Genomic DNA, 24,029 nt, shown 5'->3' with positions numbered 1-24,029 from the left:
ATGGTCGACGCGATGCACCGAGAAGTTGACCCGTCGAGACTGAGCAAGAACTCGGCATTTTGGTGAGTTGATGTACGATTCTGTTCATGACGAATCGCACATTCAAGACCGGCGAGAGCCGCGACCAGGCCAGCCTGCTTCCTGCTCGGATTGAGGACTATGTCGGACCGGACAACCCCGTCCGGGCGATTGAGAGCTTCGTTCGTGTCCTCGACCTTGCCAAGCTCGGCTTTCGCCATGCGGATCGCAAGGCTGAAGAGGTCGGCCAGCCGCCATACGATCCAGCCGATCTGCTGAAGCTCTACCTTTACGGCTACATCAACCAAATCAGGTCGTCGCGTCGGTTGGAGCGGGAGGCCGGCCGCAATCTGGAACTGATCTGGCTGCTGAGGAATCTGAAGCCGGGTTATCGGACGATCGGCAATTTCCGCAAAGAGAACTGGGCGGCGCTGAAGGCAGCCAACCGCAGCTTCGTGCTGCTGATGCGCGAGCTTGGTCTTGTCGGCGGCAGCGTTGTTGCAATTGACGGCTCGTTCTTCCATGGCGACGCCAGCAAGGCCAGCATCTTTACGCGCAAACGGCTTGCCGATCAGATCATCAAGCTGGACCAAGAGATCGAGGCTTACGGCAAGTGCCTTGAGGACAATGATGCCGCGGAAGCCAAGAAGCCGGGCAAGGATGGGCCCGATGGCGGCGGCGGAGGTGGCGGCGACATCGGTGCGAAGATCGCGGCGCTGCTGGCGAAGCGCTTGCGCGCACAAGGCGACCTTGCTCGGCTGGAAGAGAATGGCGCGACGCAGCTATCCCTGACTGATCCGGATGCCCGGCTTCTGGTCAAGAGCGGCCAGGGCGTCGCAGGCTACAATGTGCAGACCGCCGTCGATGACAAGCACAAGCTCATTGTCGCCAGCGAGGTGGTGAACGACAGCAGCGATGTCGGCCAGCTACATGCGATGGCCATGGCGGCAAAAGAGGCTCTCGAGGTCGGGGCCCTGCAGGCGCTGGCAGATGAGGGCTATTACAGCAGTCGCGAACTGAAGGCCTGTGAAGACGATGGCATCACGCCCTATGTGCCGGTGCCGGAGGGCAACGCCCGGCTCGAGAAGCAAGGCCGCTTTGCCCTCAAGGACTTCAACTATGATGGCGCAACCGACACCTACCGTTGTCCTGCCGGCCAACCGCTACATCCGATGAAGAGCAGGCAAAAGAACACCAGCGGCCGCATCGAGATCCGCTATGCGGCGCGCGGAGCGATCTGCAGGACCTGCCCGCTCAAGGTCCAGTGTCTCTCGTCGAACGCGGCCTACCGGACGATCGGTCGCTGGGAGCATGAAGGCGTTCTTGAACGTCATCGCGCGCGGATGCAGGGTGCAGGCGAGCTGATGCGCCGTCGTTTTGCCATCGTCGAGCATCCGTTTGGCACGCTCAAATGCCGCGCCGGCTATCGTCATTTCCTGGTCCGCGGCTTCGATAAGGTCCGCGGTGAGTGGAACCTGATGGCGCTCTGCTACAACTTTACCCGCGTGCTCAACATTCTTGGCTTAGACGTGTTTCTGGCCGCCCTCGCAAAGACGCTCGCTCCTGGCCGAGGCACCCTCGCAGCCCTCCTGCAGGGCATCCAGCTTGCTCCAGAGGCCTTCTGGATCAATCACCCGCCTCCGATCGCAATCGGTCGCCCACACCGGCCTGACTCCGCCAAAACCAGTAATTCTTGCTCAGTCTCGTCGGGCAAAACACTGGCATGATGCCATCGTCGCGGTCTCATGGTCAGGGACGCGCCGTCAGGCGAGGCAGCCGTGCAGAAGCCATCCCGCCGCGATGCCGGCACCGACGTGGCGGCCGTCAGGGCCGAGGCGCCGATTTCCCTAGAGCTCGATCATGCGTCGATGAGCGATATCGCTCATGCTCTGGCCAGTCGGCATGTCACGGCCACAGCGCTGGTCAAAGCCTATCTCGCGCGCATTGAGGCCTACGACCGCGATGGGCCCAAGCTCAACGCGGTACGCGCGCTCAATCCCGCTGCGCTCGCGATCGCGGGCGAACTCGACGGCATGAAACCGTCGGCGAAGCGGCCGCTCGCGGGCATCCCGATCCTGGTGAAGGACAACATCGCGACGGGCGACAAGCAGCCGACCACGGCGGGCTCGCTAGCGCTGGAAAGCGCGCATGCGCGGGCCGACGCCACAATCGTCAAGCTGTTGCGGGACGCCGGCGCGGTGATCCTCGGCAAGGCGAACCTGACCGAGTTTTCCAACATGCTCGCGATCGACATGCCCCACGGCTACTCGTCGCTGGGCGGTCAAGTGAAGAACCCCTACGCGCCGGCGCTGGTCGACGATCACGGCAACCCGGTCGTGTCGCCGGGGGGCTCGAGCGCGGGTTCGGCAGTCGCGGTGGCGGCAGGTCTGTGTGCGGCCTCGATCGGCACGGAGACCTCGGGCTCGCTGCTGTTCCCCGCCAGCCAGAATGGCCTCGTCACCGTGAAGCCGACGGTCGGGCTGATCAGCCGTGCCGGCATCGTGCCGATCGCGCATAGCCTGGACACAGCGGGGCCGATGACGCGCAACGTGCGCGATGCGGCGCTGCTCCTCAACGTGCTGGCGGCCAAGGACCCGCTCGACCCGGCGACGCAAAAGCAGCGGCGGCCAGTCGACTACACTGCCGACCTCACGCACGACGCCATGAAGGGCGCGCGCATCGGCGTTCCGAGCGATCCCGCCGACCCGCTGAACGATCCGTTCTATGGCAAGCTGCCACCCAAAGGAGCGGAGGTGATGGCGGAGGCGATCAAGGTGCTGGAGGATCTCGGCGCCGTGATCGTGCGCGCCAGCATGCCGACGGCCGGCTGGATGAGCGGACCAGGTACGATCATGGCCGTGCTCAACCGCAATCCGCTGAGCCCTAACAGGGGCAATGCAGTCTCGCAGCGGATCGTCTTCCTCTACGAACTGAAGCGAGATCTCAACCTCTACCTGAGGGATTGGGCGACCAACACCGCCATCAAGACCATGACCGACATCGTGACCTTCAACGAGGCGAATGCAGGCAAGGCGCTGCGTTTCGGCCAGGACAACTTCCTCGCCGCCGACCTCACCCGAGGCGACCTAAGCGAACGCGAGTACAAGGCGGCACTTGCCATGGACCTGCTCAGCGCCAGGATCCGCGGCATGGATGCCTACATGAACCAGCACGAACTCGACGCCGTGCTGTTCCCCGGCAGCGCAGGCGCCGCGATCGCCGCCAGGGCAGGCTATCCCAGCGTCATGGTGCCGTGCGGCTTCGTCGCCGGGTTCGACGGCAAGGATACGCCCGACTATCCGATCGGCGTCACCTTCGCAGGCCGTGCCTGGAGCGAGCACAAGCTGCTGCGTCTGGCCTACGCCTATGAGCAGGCTTCCGACATGCGCAAGCCGCCGCCCGGCTTGCCCGCGCCTCCGGCAGCCGGGGCTTGGGACCTGACGGCGTCTGCTCGGATCCCAGCCAGCTGACTTGGGCGCGGCGCCGGGCCGACGATGCGTATGCGGCTCTGGACTGGCTCATCGAGCAAAAGATCGCCGATCCCAAACAGGTTTATGTCCTCGGCCGGAGCAACGATGCGACCACGACTTTGATTATCATGAACCGTGCGATCGGCGATCTCCACGAGCACATGTTCGCGGGTGGCTTCGCGATGCAGCCGTCCTGTTATTTGATGAAGAACGTCGAGTTCTATGCTCCGGTGCACCTTTTCCTGGCAGAGAAGGACGAGGCCACCAGTCCCGTCCTCTGCGGCCAGATGGTCGAGAGCAAGCGTTCGATCCCCGTCAAGTCGGTGCTGTGGAAGGGGGCTAACCACAGCTTCGAAGATCACGAGCCGATCCACGTGTTCCATGGCTATCATGTCGGATACAATGCCGCGGCTGCGGAAGGCACCATTAAGGCCATCATCAGTGTGTTGAGCGAGGCTAAGAGGGCGCAGAACTGATCACACAGAGCTGCACAGCCTATTGGCTTGCGATGACGGCCGAGCCGACGCGATTGACCATTGCGGACTTTCGAAGCCAGTCGGATATGGTTCGGTACAGACGAAGAGATCGTTCTCCGGAACACGACTGTGTCGGTCCGTTCAATATCGACTTGTCCCTGCGTAGATCCAGGACGTGGACCTATAAATCCGGCCGCGTGATGCGATGAAGCTTAGGTACGCTATGCCCCCAATAGCGACCAAATTTGTGCAGTAGCGCAATATGTCGCGATAGGCCAGAAGCGGACTATTTTAATGCTCTGCATTTCGAGGTTGCGGCGCCAGCGGACGTTCAAGCCGATATGATCTAACCGCAAAGGAAGACAGACTCGACTTGGCCACGCGCATTCCAATAGGCTCCTGCTTTCCAATTACAATTAGCGGGGAGCGAAATGGCCGAAAGAATCGATGTCGAGGTTACCGGCAAATCGCAGTTTGAAGTCGCCTACGACATGGCGAGATTCATTCTCATCAATATGGAAGGTCGTCCGGTGAAAAGCATAAAGCGGAAAGAGTTCTTGCATTTGGTGGCTGATTGCATCGAGACCTTGCGCGGCATCAAGGTCAAGGAGATTATCAGCTAAAGGCTTGCACTCCTGCAGCGACCGTCCACCCGCATTTTGCAAGGCCCGCCGCAAAATTTCGTGGGCGGCCTTGGAGAGCTCGCTTTCGGCCAAGACAGCTATGGGTCAATCGCGTCTGTCGCGCGCTAGGTGAGCCGCTTCCGCTCTGCTCCAGCGACCGGACAACCCAAGGGGCGGTCTCGAATTCGCGTGCGGGCCGATTCCGTTGAAAAAGGCCGCAGTAATTCATTGTATTGGCGCGCGCACCAGTTTTGCCAGCTTCTATGATGGCCTTAGAGTTGGCATCGGGATCAGCTTGGCCATCTTACGAAGGTTCTGGGCGGTGGCTGCGAGGGTGAACTCGTCGCGCGCGCCGTTTGGGCCTCGTAACCGTAAACGGTCGAGCTTGAGAATGCGCTTGAGATGCGCAAACAGCATCTCGATCTTTTTGCGGAGCCGACGCGAAGTACGGCCCTCCCAGGACCTTGCGATCTGGCGCGCCATGTCGCGAGCGCCTTCGTAGATTGAGCGCGGTACCCTCCGTGAAGGCTGCTTGGGGCAACACCGGGACTTCAATGCGCATCGATCACAATCGCGCTTGCTGGCGAGGTAAAGCATCGTGGCGCCATCGTTCACCAGCGCTCCGGTCGTGGTAAGAACCTTGCCGCTGGGACACCGGTAGACGTCACCTGCACGGTCATAGGTGAAGTCCTCGCGCGAGAAGATCCCATCTGTGCGGGCCGACTTGTCGAACACCGTAACGTGTGGCTCGATCCCGTGCTCGTAGACCAACCAGCCGAGCATCTCGGCCGAACCATAAGCGCTGTCGCCGAGAAGGCGGCTCGGATAAAGATCGAACCGTTCGAGCGAGCGCTCAATCATGCGCTTGGCGGCCAACACTTCCGCCTGACGGATCGCCGTGGTCGCCTCGACATCGACGATGATCGCGTTCTCGACATCGACCAGGTAGTTCGTCGAATACGCAAAGTAGGCTTGTCCGCCGTGCGCTCCCGTCCAACGCGCGGCAGGGTCGGAGGGCGACACGAACTTCGGGGTAACCTCAGTCGCCGCTCCGAAGGCGGCATCATCAAGGACAGCCAGATACTCATCGATCGCTCGGCCCGCGGCCTCGGGTGGAAGCCCCTTGTCGCCTTCGATCCCCTTCTGCCGATTGGCGTCGGCCTTGATCAAACTCGCATCGACTGCGAAGCCTTCACCGCCGACCAGCCGCTCCTCGATGCAGCGACGCAAGACACTCTCGAAGACGCGACGGAAGAGATCGCTCTGCCGGAAGCGGCCATGCCTGTTCTTGGAAAATGTCGAGTGATCCGGCACCGCCCCGTCCAGACCGAGCCGACAGAACCACCTGTAGGCCAAATTGAGGTGAACCTCATCGCACAGGCGTCGCTCCGATCGGATGCCGAAGCAGTAACCGATCAGGAGCATCCGGATCGTCAGCTCGGGATCGATCGAAGGCCGACCGATGCTACTGTAGAAAGGCGCCAAGTCCTGCCTGACCTGTTCAAGGTCGACAAACCTGTCGATCGACCGGAGCAAGTGGTCGGCGGGGATATGCCTTTCCAGCGAGAACTCATAGAACAACGCAGCCTGGTCGACTTGCCGATGCCCCATCATGATCTTCAGTCCTGCCAACTAGACAGACTGAATCACTGATATCTCTGCGTCGCAACAGCCGCCTTTTTCAACAAAATCGGCCAGCAACAGACATTAAGAACCAACGAAATCCGGTCCCACGTTCACGAACCGTGAGAAGATAGACGATCACTCTGGCAAGCCCGCCTTTCGCAGAGCCTCGACAAACTTCGCGAAATCTTCTGGAGGATACGGACCGATCCGATCCTTGAGGTTAGAGATGCGTTGCCCGGGATCGAGATGAAGCGCACGAGCAATGAAGCGTCGTGCTTCGTTCAGGCGCCCGGTGAGGACGTTGCATGCCGCGGCCATTCGCAAACTGGCCACCCAATTCGGCCGTTCGCGGCATATCTTTTCAGCCAACAGCCGGGCTTCGTCATATCGGTCAGCACGGAAATGAGCCACTACGGTAAGGGCCCGCATGAAAAACATCGGATCGAGAGGGCTCAGCCGCATGGCGCGTTCCAGGTGCTCGATAGCCACATCCGGAGCGTCGAAATATGCTCGTAGGCCTCCGCTGGCGTACCAAGCGACCGCTAGGTTTGGATTGAGCGCGAGTGCGCGATCGACGAGCGCAACACCGCCTTCGAGGTCACCGGCGACGAGACCGAGCGCTATCCCTCCGAAAGAGAGCGCGACCGCATCCTCGTTCCCGAGCTGCGCAACCTTACCTGCCAATCGATTAACCTCTGAGACCTCCTCCTGACGGCCGGTCGTCCAACCGTTTGTCATGCGCCAGTAGTAGCACCAGGCGGCGATGCCGTACGGCGACGCGAAATCGGGGTCAAGCTCGATCGCTTTGTGGAATAGCTGCAACGCTTCGCCGACATCTTCCTTGGCCCCGCGATAGGTGCTCGCCATCCCTCGCAGGTAGTAGTCGTAGGCGTCGAGGTCTTTGGTCGGCTTCCGCTTGGCGCGCTCGATCTCCGCATGCTCCAACTTCGGCGCGATGGCACCGACCACGCTCGAAGTCACCTGGTCTTGCAGCTCGAATACATCTTCGAGGGCGCCGTCGAAACGGTCCGCCCAGAGATGGGCACCCGTCAAGGCGTCAATGAGCTGGCCCGTGATGCGTAAACGATTCGCCGCCCTGCGCACGCTACCTTCGAGCACGTAGCGCACGCCCAACTCGCGGCCGACCTGCTTCACGTCGACTGTTCGACCTTTGTAGGTGAACGAGGAATTGCGGGCGATCACGAACAGCCATCGCATGCGAGAGAGCGCCGTGATGATCTCCTCGACGACGCCATCGCTGAAATATTCCTGTTCGGGGTCACCGCCCATGTTCTGAAATGGCAGAACCGCGATCGACGGTCTGTCCGGTAGGGCGAGCGCCCGCTCTTGGGGCCGCGGCATCCCTTGCCGTCGGCGGGGATCAATAATGATGCTGTAAACGTGGACGGGTCGGGCAATGTTCTTCAGCGCTCGTTCGCCTGCGTCTTCAACCTCGAAAGACACCCTATCACGCGCGTGGTCTAGGACCGTCCCGGAGATACAGATCCCGCCGGGCTCCGCAAGTGCCTCGAGCCTCGCCGCGATGTTGACGCCGTCGCCGTAGAGATCGCGGCCCTCGACTATTACGTCGCCGAGGTTGATCCCAACACGAAATTCGATCCGCTTGTCCTCTGGTACCTCTGCATTACGCTCAAGCATGCCCTGCTGCACCTCGATTGCAAAGCGCACCGCTTCCACCACGCTCGGAAACTCGATCAGGATTCCATCACCCGTCGTCTTCACGATGCGGCCGCGGTGCTGTTTGTTTTTGGGGTCGATCAGCTCGCGGCGATGGGCCTTGAGGCGGGCGAGCGTGCCTTCTTCGTCTGCGCCCATCAGCCGGCTATAGCCGGCGATGTCGGCGGCAAGAATGGCGGCAAGCCTGCGTTTGACCGGTTCCGAAGCCATTGGGGTGGGTTTCCGCTCAAGACGCATCCTCCCTGGATCACCCCAGATGCAGCAAAGACTATATCACATCCGGGCGTCCGCGGCAGGAAGGTTCCGAGTCCGGCGGCTACAGGCGATGATCCGGTAACGCCGTGTCCAATGAGACTTTTCGTCGAAAGGCCCAAGCGTCGGCTTCCCGACTTTCTGCGACCTCGACACACTGCGCCGGAAATGACCGCTCTGGGTCAAAATGCGAAGAACTCAGCGTGAGCAAATCTAGTCAGCTATGCCCCACTAATCTGACTTCAAGTAGGGGCATCGCCACTTCGCTGACGGGCCACCTGCGGACGCAGTCAGTTTGAAGCGAAGGTTATGCCGATATATCCTGTTGGAAGGAGAACCGGCCGCCATTCCGCTCAAGAAACCGTCCGCAACATTGGCGTCATCATCGGCGAAGAACCGTGTTGTATCTCACCGATGATCCTGAAGCCGTGGCGCTCATAAAGGGAAATGTTTCGCGGATTCGAACTTTCAAGGTAGGCGGCGATGCCCTCCTCGTCACATCGCCGAAGAGCGTGTTTCATCAGCAATGTGCCGAGGCCTTGGCCGATCCAGTTCGGATCGGCGGCAATGAGGGGCAGATACCAATGTGGCTCGTGGGGATGATGTTCGGCCATTCCTCGGAGCAGGTGTGGAATATCGTCGGCGATCTCCGGACGCAGGGACTGCGCCATGATTGCGCCCATGGCCGCTTCATCAGGCTCGACGCCGGGCGGCAGCCACAGGGCGGCCGCGCGAGCCCCGTCCGTGATGTAAGCTGTGCCATGCTCGAATGCCCGTCCGCCAAATGCGTTAACGAACTCAGGCATAATCCTGAGATATTCGGATGAGTCGGGCCAAACCCAACGGGCCATTGGATCGGCTGCAAAGCCGAGCACAATGGTGCTGATCGTGCTTGCCTGAATGTTTGCGCCCGCAGATTTGACTTCCGACTCAGCTGCCATCATGCCGTCTCCCAGTCGGCCAAATTTATCAGATGCCTGTTTCCAAACAGAGCAGAACGGCTGTACCAACGAGCCTTCGCGGCTGCGACCCAATGTCCATTCCGGGTTCAAAAGGTGCTATCGCGGGCCTCGCCGACATCGCTCCAATCAAGCGGCGATACTTGTCATTCCTTAGCGGCCGTAGGGGAAGCAGCGGTTGCGATCGAGTGTGAGACCGAAATGCGCTCCCAGTGCAGCGATGGCCGCGTCCTGCTGAGGATAAGGATCGGCATTGGATGCGGCAACGATGATGATCCGGAACCCGGCGCGGTCCTTGCCGCCCGGTGGCAGCATCGCTGTAGTCAGTGCATTGCCCTCCCTGTCGCGCAGCGTGAGGAAAAGCGGCATCTCTCGCTGTACATGGGCCTCGAGGCCGATGTCGCGCTCGATCGCGTTGGGCCGCTCCGGACGCCAGGACTGGACTGCCTTCTCCCGCTCGCGGCGGAAATATTTCTCAACTGTGTGGCCCATCAGGCGCGACTCATGCACCGCTTCACCTTCCGTCTCGATACGGAACCACGTTTTGCCCTTCGGCGCGTCGCAAACATACTGCATTTCGCCCGTCCTGCGATCGCCGCAATTCTAGGGCGGCGGGCCTGCAAAGCCAATATGAGACTCGCTCCCGTGTATAGCGCTGCACGATCAGAGGGGCTAAGAGTTCTTGATTGGACGTTGAAGTTCTAGTGAGCCCAAACAATACTAGGTCGACCGGAATAATCCTCTTCAAGGAGCGTCCCGATGCCTGACGTAAGGGAAAACCAACGCGAAGCCCGCCGGAAGATCATTCGCCAATGGGCGAAGCTTCCGAAGGATAAACGGCAGTCTATGGAGGGGATTTCTGAATTCGCCAGGACCGCCGCTCAGCAGAACGAGAACGCATTCGTCCGCAGTCGTCGCGATCCGTATCAGAAGATCATGGGATGGCTATTGCCGCGTGCTCATCTCTGAACGACCGAGTCCTCTGCACATCCTTCGAAGGCGACACCGGGTTCTTCAGCTTGACCCCATGTGGCGAACGGCCCGCGCGATTTAGGGAGCAAACCACGCACCTTGTCGCAAACCACATTGAGCGGGATTTTGTGAATCCGATCAGGCGACGCCCGATTTCCGTTTAGGGTCACAGGACTAAACCGCTCGCGCGGTAGGGCCCGGGGCTGGCGACACAGCCAAGACGATAGCGCGACGGGGCGTCCTGTCTTGAGATGAGGGGTTCGCAACCTTCACCCAAGACAGGAGCATCCCCATGACCGACGAGGCAATGAGCCCGTTGCGCCGGCGCATGATCGAAGACATGACGATCCGCAAGCTCGCGCCGAAGACCCAACATGACTACGTGCAAAGAATCAAGAACTTCGCCGCGTTTCTCGGGCGATCACCGGATACGGCGACCTTCGAGGACGTGCGCCGCTATCAGCTACATCTGACGGCAAGCGGCGTTGGCGTGCCGACCATCAACCAGACCGTCTCGACGCTGCGGTTCTTCTTTCGGGTCACACTCAAGCGCCACGAGATCGTCGAGCATACCCATGTCATTCACGAGCCGCGCAAGCTGCCGGTGGTGCTCAGCGTCGAGGAGGTGGCGCGACTGCTCGATGCTGCGCCGGGGCTGAAGTACAAGGCGGCCTTGAGCGTGGCCTACGGCGCCGGCCTGCGCGCCACCGAGGTGGTCTCGCTCAAGGTCTCCGACATCGACAGCCAGCGCATGATCATCCGCATCGAACAGGGCAAGGGCGGCAAGGATCGTAACGTCATGCTCTCCCCATACCTGCTCGACCTGCTGCGGACCTGGTGGAAGGCGGCGCGCCCCCAGGGCTGGCTGTTCCCGGGCCGCGATCCGGCCCAGCCGATGACCACGCGCCAGCTCAACCGCGCCTGTCATGCCGCTGCGCAAATGGCGGAGATTAACAAGCGCGTCTCGCTGCACACCTTGCGGCATAGCTTCGCCACCCACCTCTTGGAGCAGAACATCGATGTCCGCGTGATCCAGGTGCTGCTCGGTCATGCCAAGCTCGACACCACGGCGCTGTATACCCGCGTCGCTACCAAGACGATCAGCGAGGTCATGAGCCCGCTGGAGCACATCGCGCTCAAGCTCAAGGAGATCCGGCCGCCCGGCTGACGCCAAAGCGGTGTCGCGCCCGGCTTTGGAGGTTGCGGATATCTTCCACGACCATGGCCCGGCATGGCGCAAGGCCCATGCCGGCCATGTCAGCCTCCACCAGCTCAAGGTGATGTCGGCGATCGAGCGCTGCCGCACGGCAGCCCTCGGCGGCCATGTCGCGCGCTGTGAGGACTGCGCCTATACGACCATCGCCTACAACTCCTGCCGCAACCGGCACTGCCCGAAGTGCCAGGGCGCCGCCGCGAAGGACTGGCTTGCCGACCGCGAGGCCGAGCTGTTGCCCGTGCCGTACTATCATGTGGTGTTCACGCTCCCAGGAGCGATCGCCGACATCGCCTACCAGAACAAGGCCGTCCTCTACGACCTGCTGTTCAAGGTCTCGGCCGAGACCATGCTGACGATCGCCGCCGACCCCAAGCATCTGGGCGCCAGGATCGGCATCACCTCGGTGCTGCACACCTGGGGCTCGGCGCTGACCCATCATCCCCACGTGCACATGATCGTGCCGGGCGGTGGCATCTCGCCCGACGGCCAGCACTGGGTGTCCTGCCGGCCGGGCTTCTTCCTCCCCGTGCGCGTGCTCTCCCGCCTGTTCCGGCGGCTGTTCCTGGAGAAGCTCGTCGCCGCCCATCAAGCGGGCCGCCTGACCTTCTTTGGCGATGACGCTCATCTCGCCGAGGTGCAATCCTTCGCAGCCTTCCTGGCGCCGCTGCGCAAAGCCGAGTGGGTCGTCTACGCCAAGCGTCCGTTCGGCGGGCCCGAGGCCGTGCTGGCCTATCTGTCGCGCTACACCCACCGTGTTGCCATCGCCAACAGCCGCCTGATTGCCTGCGACCAGCGTGGCGTCACCTTCAGGTGGAAGGACTACCGCATCGAGGGCCGCGATCGCTACAAGCAGATGACGCTCGGGACCTTCGAGTTCATCCGCCGCTTCCTCATCCACGTGCTGCCACGCGGCTTGCATCGCATCCGCCACTACGGCCTGTTCGCCAAAACCTCCTGCGCCGACAACATCGCCCGCGCGCGGCAGCTGCTCGCCGTTGCAAGACCTGAAGGCAAGCCTGCCGCCGTCGATCAAAGCAAGCCGACGTGTCCATGCTGCGGCGGCCGCATGATCATCATCGAGGTGTTCGCGCGCGGTGCAACGCCGCGGCATCGGGCGACAGCTCCAACGAACCGCACCAGGATCGACACCTCATGACCGCGTCTCAATCCTGCAAATCAGCTCATCGCGCTCGCCGCCTCTCGACCGGCCACGGTGGAGCGCGCTCAGACATCCGCCTGCCGACGCAAATCCTCGGGCGACCTGTCGAGTTCGATGCCATTCGTCGCGCATTCGTCAGCCGCTTCACCGTCGCACAACTCGTTGCAACGGCTCCATCCAAATCAGCCAGCTCGCCCGCGGCGCTCAAATCCCCATAGCGCCCGCCGCAACGCCTTACGTTCCCTCAAGCGCGGTTTCCTCCTTGGAGGCTTTCGGACGCCGACCGCCGAATACGCGGCGCCGTCCCTCATGCGGCCGGCATCCGAAACCCTTCACAACATCCGAAGAACTCGCATTGAGCAAAACGAGTCCGCTCTTGCCTTGAATGCAGACGTGTGAGCAGACATGAATTTCGGTCGCTGAGGGCCAAAGGACTAAACCGCTCGCGCGGTAGGGCGCTACGGCAGGCGGGGCAGCCAACAGGATAGCGCAACGGGGCGTCCTGTCTTGAGATCGAGGGGTTCGACAACCTCACTCAAGACAGGAGCATCCCCAATGACCAAGCAGGCCATCAGCCCGTTGCGCCAGCGCATGATCGAAGACATGGCGATCCGCAAGTTCGCTCCGAAGACCCAACATGACTACGTGCAAAGGGTCAAGGATTTCGCGGCGTTCCTCGGCCGCTCGCCCGACCAGGCCCAGCCGGAGGACGTGCGCCGCTTTCGGCTTCATCTGGCGTCGATCGGCGCCCACGCGCCAAAGATCAACGCCACGGTCTCGGCGCTGCGCTTCTTCTTCAATGTGACGCTCGATCGGCCCGAGCTTGCCAAGCACCTGTCGTTCATGCACGAGCCGCGCAAGGTTCCGGTTGTGTTAAGCCCGGAAGAGGTTACGCGCTTTCTGGAGGCAGCGCCAAGCATCAAATACAAAGCTGCGCTCAGCGTCGCTTACGGTGCGGGACTGCGCGTCTCTGAGGTCGTTGCGTTGAAGGTGTCCGACATCGATTCCGAACGCATGATGTTGCGCGTCGAGCAGGGCAAAGGCCGCAAGGATCGCCACGCCATGCTGTCTCCGGTGCTGCTCGCGCTCTTGCGCGACTGGTATCGCATCGGCCGCCCGCAAGGCTGGCTGTTTCCGGGACTGAAGCCGGCCAGCCCGATGACGACACGCCAGCTCACGCGTGCCTGCCATGCTGCGGCGGACATGGCCGAGATTGCCAAGCGGGTGACGCCGCACACCTTGCGCCACAGCTTCGCGACCCACCTGCTCGAGCAGAACATCGATATCAGAGTGATTCAGGTCCTGCTGGGCCACGCTAAACTCGAGACGACGGCGCTCTACACCCGCGTCGCCACCAACACCATCCGCGAGGTCATGAGCCCGCTGGATCGCCTCACGCCGCTGACGTCCAAGAAGAATGAGTCCAGGGACACGCCACCGGCCTAAGCGGAAGGCACGTGGCGCGTCCAAGATTGGAGGTCGCGGACATCTTCCGCGGCCATGGTCCGGCGTGGCGTCAGGCCAACGCCGGCCATGTGAGCCTCCAGCAGTTGAAGGTGATGTCGGCGATCGAGCACTGCCGCACGGCGGAACTCGGCGGCCATGTCGCGCGCTGCGCGGATTGCGCCTATACGACCATCGCTTACAACTCTTGTCGCAACCGCCACTGCCCGAAGTGCCAAGGCGCCGCCGCGAAGCAATGGCTCGCCGAACGCGAAGCCGAGCTGTTGCCGGTGCCGTACTATCACATCGTGTTCACACTGCCGGCGGCCATCGCCGACATCGCCTACCAGAACAAGGCCGTCGTCTACGACCTGCTGTTCAAGGTCTCGGCCGAGACCATGCTGACGATTGCCGCCGACCCGAAGCATCTCGGTGCCAGGATCGGCATCACCTCCGTGCTGCACACCTGGGGCTCGGCACTGACCCATCACCCGCACGTGCACATGATCGTGCCGGGTGGCGGCATCTCACCAGATGGCCAGCGCTGGGTATCATGCCGACCGGGCTTCTTCCTTCCGGTGCGCGTGCTCTCCCACCTGTTCCGACGGCTGTTCCTGGAGAAGCTCATCGCGACCCACCGAGCCCGTCGCCTGAGTTTCTTCGGCGATTACGCGCATCTGGCTGACGCACAGTCCTTCGCAGCCCATCTCGCGCCGCTGCGTAAAGCCGAGTGGGTCGTCTACGCCAAGCGTCCATTCGGTGGCCCCGAGGCGGTGCTGGCCTATCTGTCACGCTATACTCATCGCGTTGCCATCGCCAACAGCCGCTTGATCGCCTTTGACGAACAGCTCGTCACCTTCAAATGGAAGGACTACCGCATCGAGGGCCGCGACCGATACAAGCAGATGACGCTCGCCATCGCCGAGTTCATCCGCCGCTTTCTCATCCACGTGCTGCCGAAGGGCTTGCACCGCATCCGCCACTACGGCCTCTTCGCCAAGAGTGCTTGCGCTGACAACGTCGCCCACGCGCGTGAACTGCTCGCCGTCGCAAGACCTGAAGGCCAGCCCACTGCCGCCGCCGATCCCGGCAAACCGAGTTGTCCATGCTGCGGCGGTCGCATGATCATAATCGAAGTCTTCGAGCGCGGTGCAATGCCACGGCATCGGCCGACAGCTCCAACGAACCACATCAGGATCGACACCTCATGACCGTGCCGCAATCCCGCAAATCCGCTCGCCGCGCTCGCTGGCCCTCGACCAGCCACGGCAGAGCGCGCCCAGATATCCACCAGCCGTCGCAAATCGTCGGACAACTTCTGGAGTTCAAGGCCATCCGCCGCGCATTCGTCAGCGACTTCACCGTCGTGCAACTCGTTGGGCCGACTCGATCCCAATCAACGAGTTCGCCCGCGGCGCTCAAAACCCCATAGCGCCTGCGGCCCGACCTTACATCCCTTACCCGCGGTTTCCTCCCTTGGAGGCTTTCGGACGCCGGCCGCCGAACACGCCGCGCCGTCCCTCATGCGGCCGGCATCCGAAACCCTTCACAGAAGCGGACTATCTAACCGGGATCGAAGCTTGTTGGCCAGCCCCGTCAACGTGTCATGTAAAACAGTACAAAAAACACCAGTACAATGAAAAGCAGATCGATACTGGAAACAATTTTGTCAAATGTCGTATATGCCTTCGGGAAGCGCTGTCTGGCCCATTGCCCAAGCCATAGAGCAGCCGTCGCAAGCCCGACGAAAATGCAAAGGCCGATTAAGAAGGTCCACATCCTCTTCTCGCCACTCACCGCGACGGTGCACCGATCCGCGCACTTTTTCAGGGATTCTATATCCGAACGGAGGCCAAGCAAGCCCGTTCAAGAAAGTCAGCATGGGGTCACAATCGGCGGTCCAGACCTCTGCAATCCGCTTCCGCTCTTCACCCGACAGCCGAAGCCCAGAGGAGCATCCAACTGAGCGGCGATGGGCCACTTCCTGGCGCTTGAAACGGACAGGGAGCTAGTTATCGAAATCAATACGGCGTGCAATGTAGAGGTGAGTTTCATAGTCCAGTTCGAGCTCTCCTCCATGAGCGTCGATTGCTTTGGAAATTTCGCCAAGCAACTCTTCGCGTATGGTCGGCGTGAGCATCCGAATGTCCGAACGCGTACTCAAGAAATTTGTGTAGCTTAGTTGGTATGCTGCCATTTCCATGGATAGCACTTGTGCTCAACAGGACCAAACAATCCCGACTCGTCAAACCAGCCCTTGAATGGACCACCGGGTAAGTACCAAGCCTCCGGTGGAGGTCCCCAGTTGCCCGTATGACGCAGGACCCGTCGGTCGTTCACCCGAGGAACGCCACGCGGCTTGTTCGGCAACATCGGCCTGATGGCAACGGGTCATTTTCGACGGATTCAGCGGGGTTGGTCAGAGATTGATGTCCGCTTCTGCCCGTAAGCGCCGAAGCGGGGCCGGGCTAGAAGCGTTGCGTTTTGCCGGACCTCTATGATTCAAAGTCCCAGACCGGGGGCCGAATCATGGCGCCGATTGGATCAGAGAGCCTGCCATGACGCAGGGCGCCTGGGCTGGCGCAGAGCCGGGACCCGGAAGGCCACACGGATCGCTGATGCATGGGCCCCGGCTCGGCAGTGCATCACTTCGTGCTGCGCTGCGTCCGGGGGCGGGAGGACGTTCGTTTCCCGGGCGTTGCTCTCAAAGATTGGCGTCGCACCCGCGGCTCTAGTGTGAGGGACCGCAGTTCAGCTCCTTAATCCTCCCGGCGGCGTCAAACGCAAAATTCGCAGTCATGACACCGCTACTAGTGCTGTACGAGATAATGATCCCATCCTGCGAGAGATTGAGATCGTTCAACGTGCCGGCCGGATTCTCGGAGGCGATCGAGCCAATAGGCACGAAGTGCCTCGCGGCCGCTAATGGTTTTGACGCCGCCGCAGCCGCAGTGAACCACGGCATCTTCGGCATACATATCCAGGATCGCTTCGATATCGCCCGCGCGGTAGGCATCGAGCCAATCGATGGCAACGGCCATCGGGTCAAATGACATATTTCTCACCTGCAGGCGGTCAAACCTTGCCACTTTAGGTAGGGTTAACCTCACTAAGCCTCTTTCTCCGATCGATTAATTGTATTTTAATACCCTCACCCGGCCCCGGCCATATGCCGAAGCACATAGATGCCGGGCCGAGGCAGAGTCCATGTTAGACGTGACTGCCAAGCAGGGGGTATCCGCGCGCATCCGGCTCGTGATCGGAGATCGACAACCGATCGTGCTACAGGGGCTGAGATCGGTACTCGGGGCACAGCATGACTTCGACGTTGTCGCATCGTCCAGCGATGGGACGAGCTGTCTCGAGGCAATCCGGAACTTGACACCCGACGTTGCGCTTCTTGCTGACACCCTGCCAGATCTGACGGTAACCGAGATCCTCGCGGTTGCGAAAGCTGAGAATCTTTCCACGCGCCTGGTGTTCTTTACCGAGTCCGAATCCGACCACGATCTAACAGCAGCGATCGCTGCCGGCACCTGCAGCGCAATTTCGAAGTATGCCTCCCCCGACACCATGCTGCGATCACTGCGGCTGATGACGAAACGCAGTGTGTCAACCGAGCAGTTCGATCTGTTGCCAACCGGCAAGGACGCCGACGGCGGTGGCAAAATTGAAAAGATGCTGGAGCTCTTGACGCACCGGGAACGTCAAATCGTACGACTAGTGTCGGAAGGAATGTCGAACAAGGAGATCGCGCGCCAGCTGGACGTTTCCCCAGGCACGGTCAAAGTACACCTCTACAATATATTTCAGAAGCTCGAGATCACCAACAGAACTGTGCTCGCGACCCTCGCGTTGCTGCAGCGCCCCTCCGGCTTCGGTACGCTCGCGCTGGCCTTTCTGGCGATCACCATTGCGGACGAACTCAAGGCGTCGGAAGCGAAGGACATGCTTCCGAATGACGACAGTATCGGCCACGCGGGAGAGCACGCCGAATATGAGCCCTGGAAAAAGGCCATCCTCCGGCACCTCATCGTCTGGGAATCCTCCGAGACGCCTCCGCTCACCCAGAGAGATTTTTCTGCCAAACTGGACCAAGTCACGAGCCCGGCGGCGGCGATGGAAGCGCTGCACGCAGCCGAGCAATCCGTAAGCTCGAAACCGTGGAAAGACTTCGGTTCTATCGGATCGAGCGCGCCCAGTCTTGCTGCGCATTCGCTGCGAGGAATGAACGGCACACAGATTGGAGGTAACCCGACCCCGGAGCATCAAGTCCCGCGGCCCGCGTCCAATCCGACGTCGGTTCACGGAGAGTATGGCACCTTCGCCGCTGTCGCCGGCGCGCTGATCTACGCGCTGCACGATCCCCATCTCGCCGTCGCACGGACGCATGACGCGGGTCATGCTTCGATCGACAGCTTGCAGGCCGTCACCGGAGAGAATGCCACCACAAAACTGGCCGCGATCAACAATGCTGACGCTCATCATGCCGACAAATCAGTCGCGGGGTTCCCTTCGCACGATGCCCACCTGCCTTCCGCGTTCCTGACTACTGGGAGCGATGGTGTCGCCGGAGAAGGCGCTCGGGGCCAAGCAAGCGATGGCGCCGCGGGTGACAACCTCCAAAAGACTCTTGGCGTGTTGGACTTTGGTCACGACGCCGGTATTGGCGGACATAGCCACGGTCAACTGATTGGCGGCAACGTCGTTGAAAACGTTGTTCATCGCTCCTCGATCGATTCTACGTTATCCTCCTCGGTCTTCGATTTCGCATCTGGGCCGAGCAGGATCAATCTTGCAGCTTTCGGAGCGCTTGCCTGGTTGCATATGACGGCGGCAAGCAAGTCCATACCGCCACATACCCTCGCCTGGATCTACGACTCCGCAAGCAATGAAACGATCGTCTATGTGAATCCGACCGATCATGTTCTTGATATCGGGGATCGAAGCCTGCTGGAAATCCATCTGCAGGGGATTGTGTCCATTGCGGAGTCGGATTTCGTCCACCAGCCGGAAGGCACGGCGGTCGCGATCACCTTGGAGGAGCTCGAAGCAGCGCTGATATCGGTGGCCGCAACCGATGAGACTGTTCTGAGTGCGGATAGTGTCCATACAGTTGTCGGCGAGAGCGCAACCGGGACGGATGGAGTCTGGAGCAGATTGGCCGACGATGGCTTGAGGTTTCAATTCGGGCAGACTCGCGCCGGCTCAGGGACCTCGACGCGGTTCAGGACCGTCACCAGTGATTCGGCGGCTGCAACGGAAGAGAGCGATGGTGCCTCTCACGTCTCGATCAGCGTTTCATCAATCGAGCCTGCTCAAAGCGCGACGGCTGCGGCAGTTGGGAATCTCACGTTCAAGAGCGAGCCGATCAAGACGGATACGGACATTTTGTCGGCTGGGCCCAACGAGGTGGTCGGACCTAGCGTCGCAACGGCCGCTAGCGCGAGCCCCGGCAACTCGCAGCACGCTTCGGAGCCAGAGTCTGCAAAGGCGGCAGCCGCGCAGTCGGCTAACGCCGGCTCCAAACCGGACAACGGCGTCGGCAATGACGCCGAGCATCACACTCCGGCTTCGAAGGCTACGCCGGGGTCGGCGAAGGCAGAACCAGGTGACGCGGAACACGGGAAACCCGGGCACTCAGCCGCTGCAAGCGCACCGGAAGCAGCTGAGATCGATCAGGGCGTGACAACGGCCGCTAGCGCCGACCGCGGCAACTCGCAGCATTCTTCGGAGCCAGGGCCTGCAAAGGCGGTAGCCACGGAGTCGACTGAAGCCGGCGGCAAGCCGGGCAACGGCGTCGGCAATGGCGCCGAGCATCGCGCTCCGGCTTCGGAGGCTTCGCGAGGATCAGCGAAGACGGCAGAGCAAGGTGACGAGGAGCACGGCAATTCGGGGCACAATTCACACTCACCCGCTGCAAACGCACCGGAAGCAGCCGAGAGCGGCGAACCGAGCGTCGCAAAGGCAGGTAGCGCGGGCCGTGGTAATTCGCAGCACGGTTCGGAGCCAGGGCCGGCAAAGGCGGTAGCCACGGAGTCGACTGAAGCTGGTGTCAAGCCGAGCAACGGCGTCGGCAATAGTGCCGAGCATCGCGCTCCGGCTTCGGAGGCTTCGCGAGGATCAGCGAAGACGGCAGAACAAGGTGGCGAGGAGCACGGCAATTCGGGGCACAATTCACACTCACCCGCTGCAAACACACCGGAAGCAGCCGAGACCGGCGAACCGAGCGTCGCAAAGGCAGGTAGCGCGGGCCGTGGTAACTCGCAGCACACTTCGGAGCCAGGGCCTACAAAGGCGGTAGCCACGGAGTTGATTGAAGCTGGTGTCAAGCCGGGCAACGGCGTCGGCAATGGCGGCGAGCATCGCGCTCCGGCTTCGGATGTTTCGCGAGTATCAGCGAAGACGGCAGAACAAGTTGGCGTGGAACACGGCAATTCGGGGCACGATTCACACTCAACCGCCGCAAATGCACCGGAAGCAGCCGAGATCGTCGGACCGAGCGTCGCAACCGTCGACGGCGCGGGCCACAGTAACTCGCACCACGCCGAGCCAAGCTCTGCGAAGGCGGCCACAGAGATGGCCGAAGCGGGGTCTGCACCGGACAGCGGCGCCGGCACTGACAATGAGCATCATTCCTCTGCATCGGACGGTTCACGAGGTGCAGCGAAAACGGCAGAACCAAGCGGCGTCGAACACGGCAACTCGGGGCACGATCTCCACTCAAGCTCTGCAAACGCACCGGAAGCAGCCGAGGTCGTCCAACCGAGCAACGCAACGGCCGACAGCGCGAGCCGCGGTAACTCGCAGCACGCTTCGGAGCCAGGGTCTGCAAAGGTGGCGGCCACGGAGTTGAGTGAAGCTGGTTTCACACCGGGCAATGGCGCCGAGGATCACGCTCCGGCCTCGGACGCTGCGAGCGCGTCAGCGGCAGTGGCGACGGCAGAACCAGGCGTCGCGGAACACGGCAACTCGGGGCACTCACGCTCTGCAAACACGGCGCAAACAAGCGAGATTGGCGAACCGAGTGTTGCAGCCGGCCGTGAGGCTGGAGGCGGAAACTCGCAGCAGGCTACGCAATCTGCGGCAACCGCATCAGAAGCCGCACAGCCGGCCAAAGCTGCATCCGAGATCGACGGCGCACATCAAGAACTGGTGTTCCGCTTCGATGGCGAGACAGCTCCTTCCACTTCCGTCGCGCCAGTCGAGCTTAAAGGACTTCATGATCCGCTCGATCCGCACGTTCCGCCCGGTCAGGAAGCGGACCTCGAGATGATCGTCAAAATGGCACCTCATGAACACGCGGCCAACCACGGCAATGATGGGCCACATCACGGCATCGCACCTACGCCTCATGACTTGCTGATTTGAAGCGTTGGATCGCGGCGCACCGTTCTAGAGCGATGCGCCGCTGTTTGATCACGCCGCCTTGGCGTCGACGTTCCCGATCCAGTCGCGGGCCAGCGTCACGTCGGCTTGCGACAATTGATGGCCTGCCGGCAGGATCCTGTGGGTCACGCTCGCTCCTGCTTGCGAAAGCAGAGCCGCTAGCCGTGCCGAATTGCTTGCCGGCACGATCGGGTCGCGCTGTCCCGAGAGGAGCAGAACGGGCTTGCCTTCGAGATCGGCGTTCGGCGGATCCGACAGCGGCACCATGGCGCGCAGCAGGATTGCGCCGGACAACGCCTCCGGCTTCAGCAGCAACAGCGCGGCTGCAATGTTGGCGCCGTTGGAGAAGCCGACCGCGACCGGCGCGGCGAGGCCGTATTGCTTCCGCGCCTCCGCGACGAACTCGCCGAGCTCGATCGCGCGTCGGCGCACGTCCGCCTCGTCGAACACGCCTTCAGCCAGACGCCGGAAGAAGCGCGGCATGCCGTGCTCGAGCACGCGGCCGCGCGGCGAGAGCAGGGCGGAGCCAGGCGAGATCATCTTGCCGAGCCCGAGCAGGTCGTTCTCGTCGCCGCCGGTGCCGTGCAGCAGCAGCAGTGGAGGGGAGCCCGCATTGATCGCGGGCTCGAAGCGATGGATGAATGCGGTTTCGGTCATGACGCGGTCTCTTCCAGATTTGGCAGAACGCCCTCGATCTGCTTGCGATGCTGTTCGAGGAAGCTCGGCAGCTTCAGGTCACGTCCCAGCGTCGCGACGGGCTCGTCGACGGCGAAGCCGGGGATATCGGTCGCGATCTCGAACAGCACGCCGCCGGGCTCGCGGAAGTAGATCGAGCGGAAGTAGTTGCGGTCGCGCTGCTCGGTCGGGTGCAGGCCGTGATTGCTCACGAGCCTCGCGGCCATGTTGCCCTGTTCGGCATCGTCAGCCGCGCGGAAGGCGATGTGGTGCACCGAGCCGCCGCCTTGATGGCCGCGCAGGAAACCCTTGGCCTCGTAGATGTCGACGATGCTGCCTTCGGCATCGCCCGCTGCCTTGAAGCGGATCACCGAGCCTTCGCGTCCCGTTTCCTTGAAACCGAACACGTCGGTGAGGATGGCAGCCGTCTTCGCCGCGCTGTCGAGCAGCAGGGTCACGCCGTGGAAGCCGCGGATCGCATGCTCGGCCGGCACGTCGCCATTGCTCCAGCCGGGCTCGTTCTCCGCGCCGGGAATGCCGACGAGGGCCAGCGCCATGCCGTCAGGATCGGTGAACGGCAGCACGGGCTCGCCGAAGCGCTTCTCCAGCGCCTCGTACCGAATGCCCTTCTCGGTAAAGCGCTGCGTCCAGTAGCCGAGCGAGCGCTGCGGCACACGGAAGGCGGTCTGATGGGTCTCGCCGACGCCGCGCCGCCCGGCCGAGACGCCTGCCCAGGGGAAGAAGGTCAGGATGGTGCCGGGGCGGCCGGTCTCGTCGCCGTAATAGAAGTGATAGGTGCCGGGATCGTCGAAATTGACCGTCTTCTTGACAAAGCGCAGGCCGAGATCCCGGGTGTAGAAGCCGAAATTGCGGATGGGGTCGCCGGCGATCGCGGTGACATGGTGCAGTCCAGACATTGTCGTCCTCCAGATTTGGGGAGCGGTCTTGCTCTGGCCCAAATATCGTTCCGCTTTGGATTGGGGACAATCCATGCAAATATGACGGCTATGTCTACGATTTGGAAACAATCCTCGGGGTGGCCGCTTGGATAAGCTCGGCAGCCTCCGCGCCTTCGTGAAGGTGGTCGAAAGCGGCAGCTTTGCCGAGGCGGGACGACAGCTGCGGCTGTCGCGCTCGGCCATCAGCAAATACATCGCCGATCTCGAGGAAAGCCTCGGCGTTCAGCTGTTGAAGCGGACCACGCGGCACGCGAGCCCGACCGAGAACGGCCAGCGCTACTTCGAGCGCGCGCTCGTGATCCTCTCGGAGATCGAGGCGGCCGACCAGGCGGTGGCGCAGGCCCAGTCGGCGCCGCGCGGGCTGTTGCGCGTCAACGCGCCGATGTCGTTCGGCACGATGCGGTTAGGTCCCGTGCTCGCCGATTTCATGGCGCGTTATCCCGAGCTTCAGCTCCAGATCGTGCTCAGCGACGATCTGCTCGATCCGGTCCAGGACGGATTCGACGTGACGTTGCGGATCGCGGAGCTGGAATCGTCCAGCCTGATCGCGCGCAAAATCATGCCAGTGGCGCGCATGATCTGCGCTTCGCCGGATTATCTCGCGCGGCATGGCACACCAACACATCCGCAGGATCTGCGCGAGCACGCCTCGCTGACCTATGGCTTCCTGCTCACGGGCAACCAGTGGAAGCTCACCGGCAGTGATGGCGATCACTGGATCCAGCCGGCCTGGTCGCTCTGCGTCAACAATGCCGAGGTGCTGCGCGACGTCGCGATCAAGGGTAGGGGGCTGGCGCTGCTGCCGGAGTTCATCGCTGCCAATGCTTTGAGGAAGGGCGAACTGCGCACGGTGCTGGACAACTATTTTGCGCCGCCGCTCGCGCTCTATGCGGTGTATCCGCCGACGCGGCATCTGTCGGTCAAGGTGCGGCTGTTCATCGACTTTCTGGTCGAGCGGTTTGGGCGCGACGTGGACAAAGGCGGCGGGCGCGAGGCGACGACTCGCTAGAGGGAAGAGGTCAGCGGTCTTGCCGGAAAACGCGAGACAGGTCGACCTTGGCCAGATGCGGAAGCGCGCCTTCGAAGCAGGTTTT

At 61.9% G+C, this 24,029-nt stretch carries 19 protein-coding genes and 1 pseudogene; 10 read left to right on the top strand and 10 right to left on the bottom strand.

Features of this window, described 5'->3' with window-relative positions; translation table 11 throughout:
• Positions 1-86: 86 nt before the first annotated feature.
• Genes P6U29_RS27120 through P6U29_RS27110 form a run of 3 tightly spaced genes read left to right on the top strand, consistent with a single transcriptional unit; the run spans position 87 to position 3,964 of the window.
• Positions 87-1,745 carry an IS1182 family transposase gene (locus P6U29_RS27120; RefSeq protein ID WP_407113150.1) on the top strand — a complete coding sequence of 553 codons (1,659 nt, stop codon included), beginning with the start codon at positions 87-89 and terminating at the stop codon, positions 1,743-1,745.
• A 51-nt stretch (positions 1,746-1,796) separates the two neighbouring features.
• Positions 1,797-3,488, top strand: a complete 1,692-nt coding sequence (locus tag P6U29_RS27115; RefSeq protein ID WP_407113149.1) for an amidase family protein — start codon at positions 1,797-1,799, stop codon at positions 3,486-3,488.
• A complete protein-coding gene (locus P6U29_RS27110; RefSeq protein ID WP_407113147.1) occupies positions 3,449-3,964 on the top strand; it encodes a hypothetical protein in 516 nt (171 codons plus the stop codon). The genes P6U29_RS27115 and P6U29_RS27110 overlap by 40 nt, the downstream gene beginning before the upstream one ends.
• A gap of 416 nt (positions 3,965-4,380) precedes the next feature.
• Here the strand turns inward: P6U29_RS27110 and P6U29_RS27105 are convergent, their stop codons facing one another.
• From P6U29_RS27105 to P6U29_RS27085, 5 genes are all read right to left on the bottom strand, one after another.
• The gene (locus P6U29_RS27105; protein ID WP_407113146.1) at positions 4,381-4,680 is read right to left on the bottom strand and encodes a hypothetical protein; all 300 of its coding nucleotides are present in this window, start codon (positions 4,678-4,680) and stop codon (positions 4,381-4,383) included.
• Between the two features lie 168 nt (positions 4,681-4,848).
• Complete coding sequence (locus P6U29_RS27100) at positions 4,849-6,201, bottom strand: transposase (RefSeq protein WP_407113144.1); 1,353 nt, start codon at positions 6,199-6,201, stop codon at positions 4,849-4,851.
• Positions 6,202-6,348: 147 nt separating this feature from the next.
• Complete coding sequence (locus tag P6U29_RS27095; RefSeq protein WP_407113142.1) at positions 6,349-8,121, bottom strand: adenylate/guanylate cyclase domain-containing protein; 1,773 nt, start codon at positions 8,119-8,121, stop codon at positions 6,349-6,351.
• Between the two features lie 395 nt (positions 8,122-8,516).
• The gene (locus P6U29_RS27090; RefSeq protein WP_407113141.1) at positions 8,517-9,107 is read right to left on the bottom strand and encodes a GNAT family N-acetyltransferase; all 591 of its coding nucleotides are present in this window, start codon (positions 9,105-9,107) and stop codon (positions 8,517-8,519) included.
• A 168-nt stretch (positions 9,108-9,275) separates the two neighbouring features.
• Entirely contained in the window at positions 9,276-9,698 is a 423-nt protein-coding gene (locus P6U29_RS27085) for a hypothetical protein (protein ID WP_407113140.1), read from the bottom strand.
• Positions 9,699-9,881: 183 nt separating this feature from the next.
• On the opposite strand from P6U29_RS27085, the gene P6U29_RS27080 reads away from it, so the two are divergent.
• The 5 genes from P6U29_RS27080 to P6U29_RS27060 all read left to right on the top strand — a co-directional run bounded on the left by P6U29_RS27080 (position 9,882) and on the right by P6U29_RS27060 (position 15,123).
• Positions 9,882-10,091 carry a hypothetical protein gene (locus tag P6U29_RS27080; RefSeq protein WP_407113139.1) on the top strand — a complete coding sequence of 70 codons (210 nt, stop codon included), beginning with the start codon at positions 9,882-9,884 and terminating at the stop codon, positions 10,089-10,091.
• A gap of 295 nt (positions 10,092-10,386) precedes the next feature.
• Positions 10,387-11,262, top strand: coding sequence for a tyrosine-type recombinase/integrase (locus P6U29_RS27075; protein WP_407112507.1), 876 nt, complete (start codon positions 10,387-10,389; stop codon positions 11,260-11,262).
• A gap of 10 nt (positions 11,263-11,272) precedes the next feature.
• Positions 11,273-12,466 (top strand): IS91 family transposase, encoded by a 1,194-nt coding sequence (locus P6U29_RS27070; protein ID WP_407112508.1) that lies wholly within the window; start codon positions 11,273-11,275, stop codon positions 12,464-12,466.
• Positions 12,467-13,024: 558 nt separating this feature from the next.
• Positions 13,025-13,915, top strand: coding sequence for a tyrosine-type recombinase/integrase (locus tag P6U29_RS27065; RefSeq protein ID WP_407112448.1), 891 nt, complete (start codon positions 13,025-13,027; stop codon positions 13,913-13,915).
• 11 nt (positions 13,916-13,926) lie between these two features.
• Positions 13,927-15,123: an IS91 family transposase gene (locus tag P6U29_RS27060; RefSeq protein ID WP_407112447.1), complete on the top strand. Its 1,197-nt coding sequence runs from the start codon at positions 13,927-13,929 to the stop codon at positions 15,121-15,123.
• Between the two features lie 797 nt (positions 15,124-15,920).
• On the opposite strand, the gene P6U29_RS27055 is transcribed toward P6U29_RS27060, so the two are convergent.
• The 3 genes and pseudogenes from P6U29_RS27055 to P6U29_RS27045 form a co-directional block, all read right to left on the bottom strand.
• Positions 15,921-16,052, bottom strand: coding sequence for a hypothetical protein (locus tag P6U29_RS27055; protein WP_407113138.1), 132 nt, complete (start codon positions 16,050-16,052; stop codon positions 15,921-15,923).
• A gap of 131 nt (positions 16,053-16,183) precedes the next feature.
• Positions 16,184-16,285: pseudogene (locus tag P6U29_RS27050) on the bottom strand (IS5/IS1182 family transposase); the annotation flags it as partial.
• Positions 16,286-16,722: 437 nt separating this feature from the next.
• The gene (locus P6U29_RS27045; protein ID WP_407113136.1) at positions 16,723-16,968 is read right to left on the bottom strand and encodes a nuclear transport factor 2 family protein; all 246 of its coding nucleotides are present in this window, start codon (positions 16,966-16,968) and stop codon (positions 16,723-16,725) included.
• Between the two features lie 151 nt (positions 16,969-17,119).
• Between P6U29_RS27045 and P6U29_RS27040 the strand changes: the two genes are divergently transcribed.
• Entirely contained in the window at positions 17,120-21,283 is a 4,164-nt protein-coding gene (locus tag P6U29_RS27040) for a LuxR C-terminal-related transcriptional regulator (protein ID WP_407113135.1), read from the top strand.
• A 48-nt stretch (positions 21,284-21,331) separates the two neighbouring features.
• On the opposite strand, the gene P6U29_RS27035 is transcribed toward P6U29_RS27040, so the two are convergent.
• The gene (locus P6U29_RS27035) at positions 21,332-21,958 is read right to left on the bottom strand and encodes an alpha/beta hydrolase (protein WP_407113133.1); all 627 of its coding nucleotides are present in this window, start codon (positions 21,956-21,958) and stop codon (positions 21,332-21,334) included.
• Positions 21,955-22,893 carry a ring-cleaving dioxygenase gene (locus P6U29_RS27030; protein WP_407113132.1) on the bottom strand — a complete coding sequence of 313 codons (939 nt, stop codon included), beginning with the start codon at positions 22,891-22,893 and terminating at the stop codon, positions 21,955-21,957. The genes P6U29_RS27035 and P6U29_RS27030 overlap by 4 nt, the downstream gene beginning before the upstream one ends.
• A gap of 127 nt (positions 22,894-23,020) precedes the next feature.
• Here P6U29_RS27030 and P6U29_RS27025 point away from each other — a divergent pair, with 127 nt between their 5' ends.
• On the top strand, positions 23,021-23,944 hold the full coding sequence (locus P6U29_RS27025; RefSeq protein WP_407113131.1) for a LysR substrate-binding domain-containing protein: 924 nt from the start codon (positions 23,021-23,023) through the stop codon (positions 23,942-23,944).
• Positions 23,945-24,029: the final 85 nt, after the last annotated feature.

The organism is Bradyrhizobium sp. LMG 9283 (assembly GCF_045571415.1).
Classification (GTDB): Bacteria; Pseudomonadota; Alphaproteobacteria; order Rhizobiales; family Xanthobacteraceae; genus Bradyrhizobium.
The sequence above is the reverse complement of the archived record's forward strand: the minus strand, read 5'-3'. Positions and strand labels throughout refer to the sequence as shown.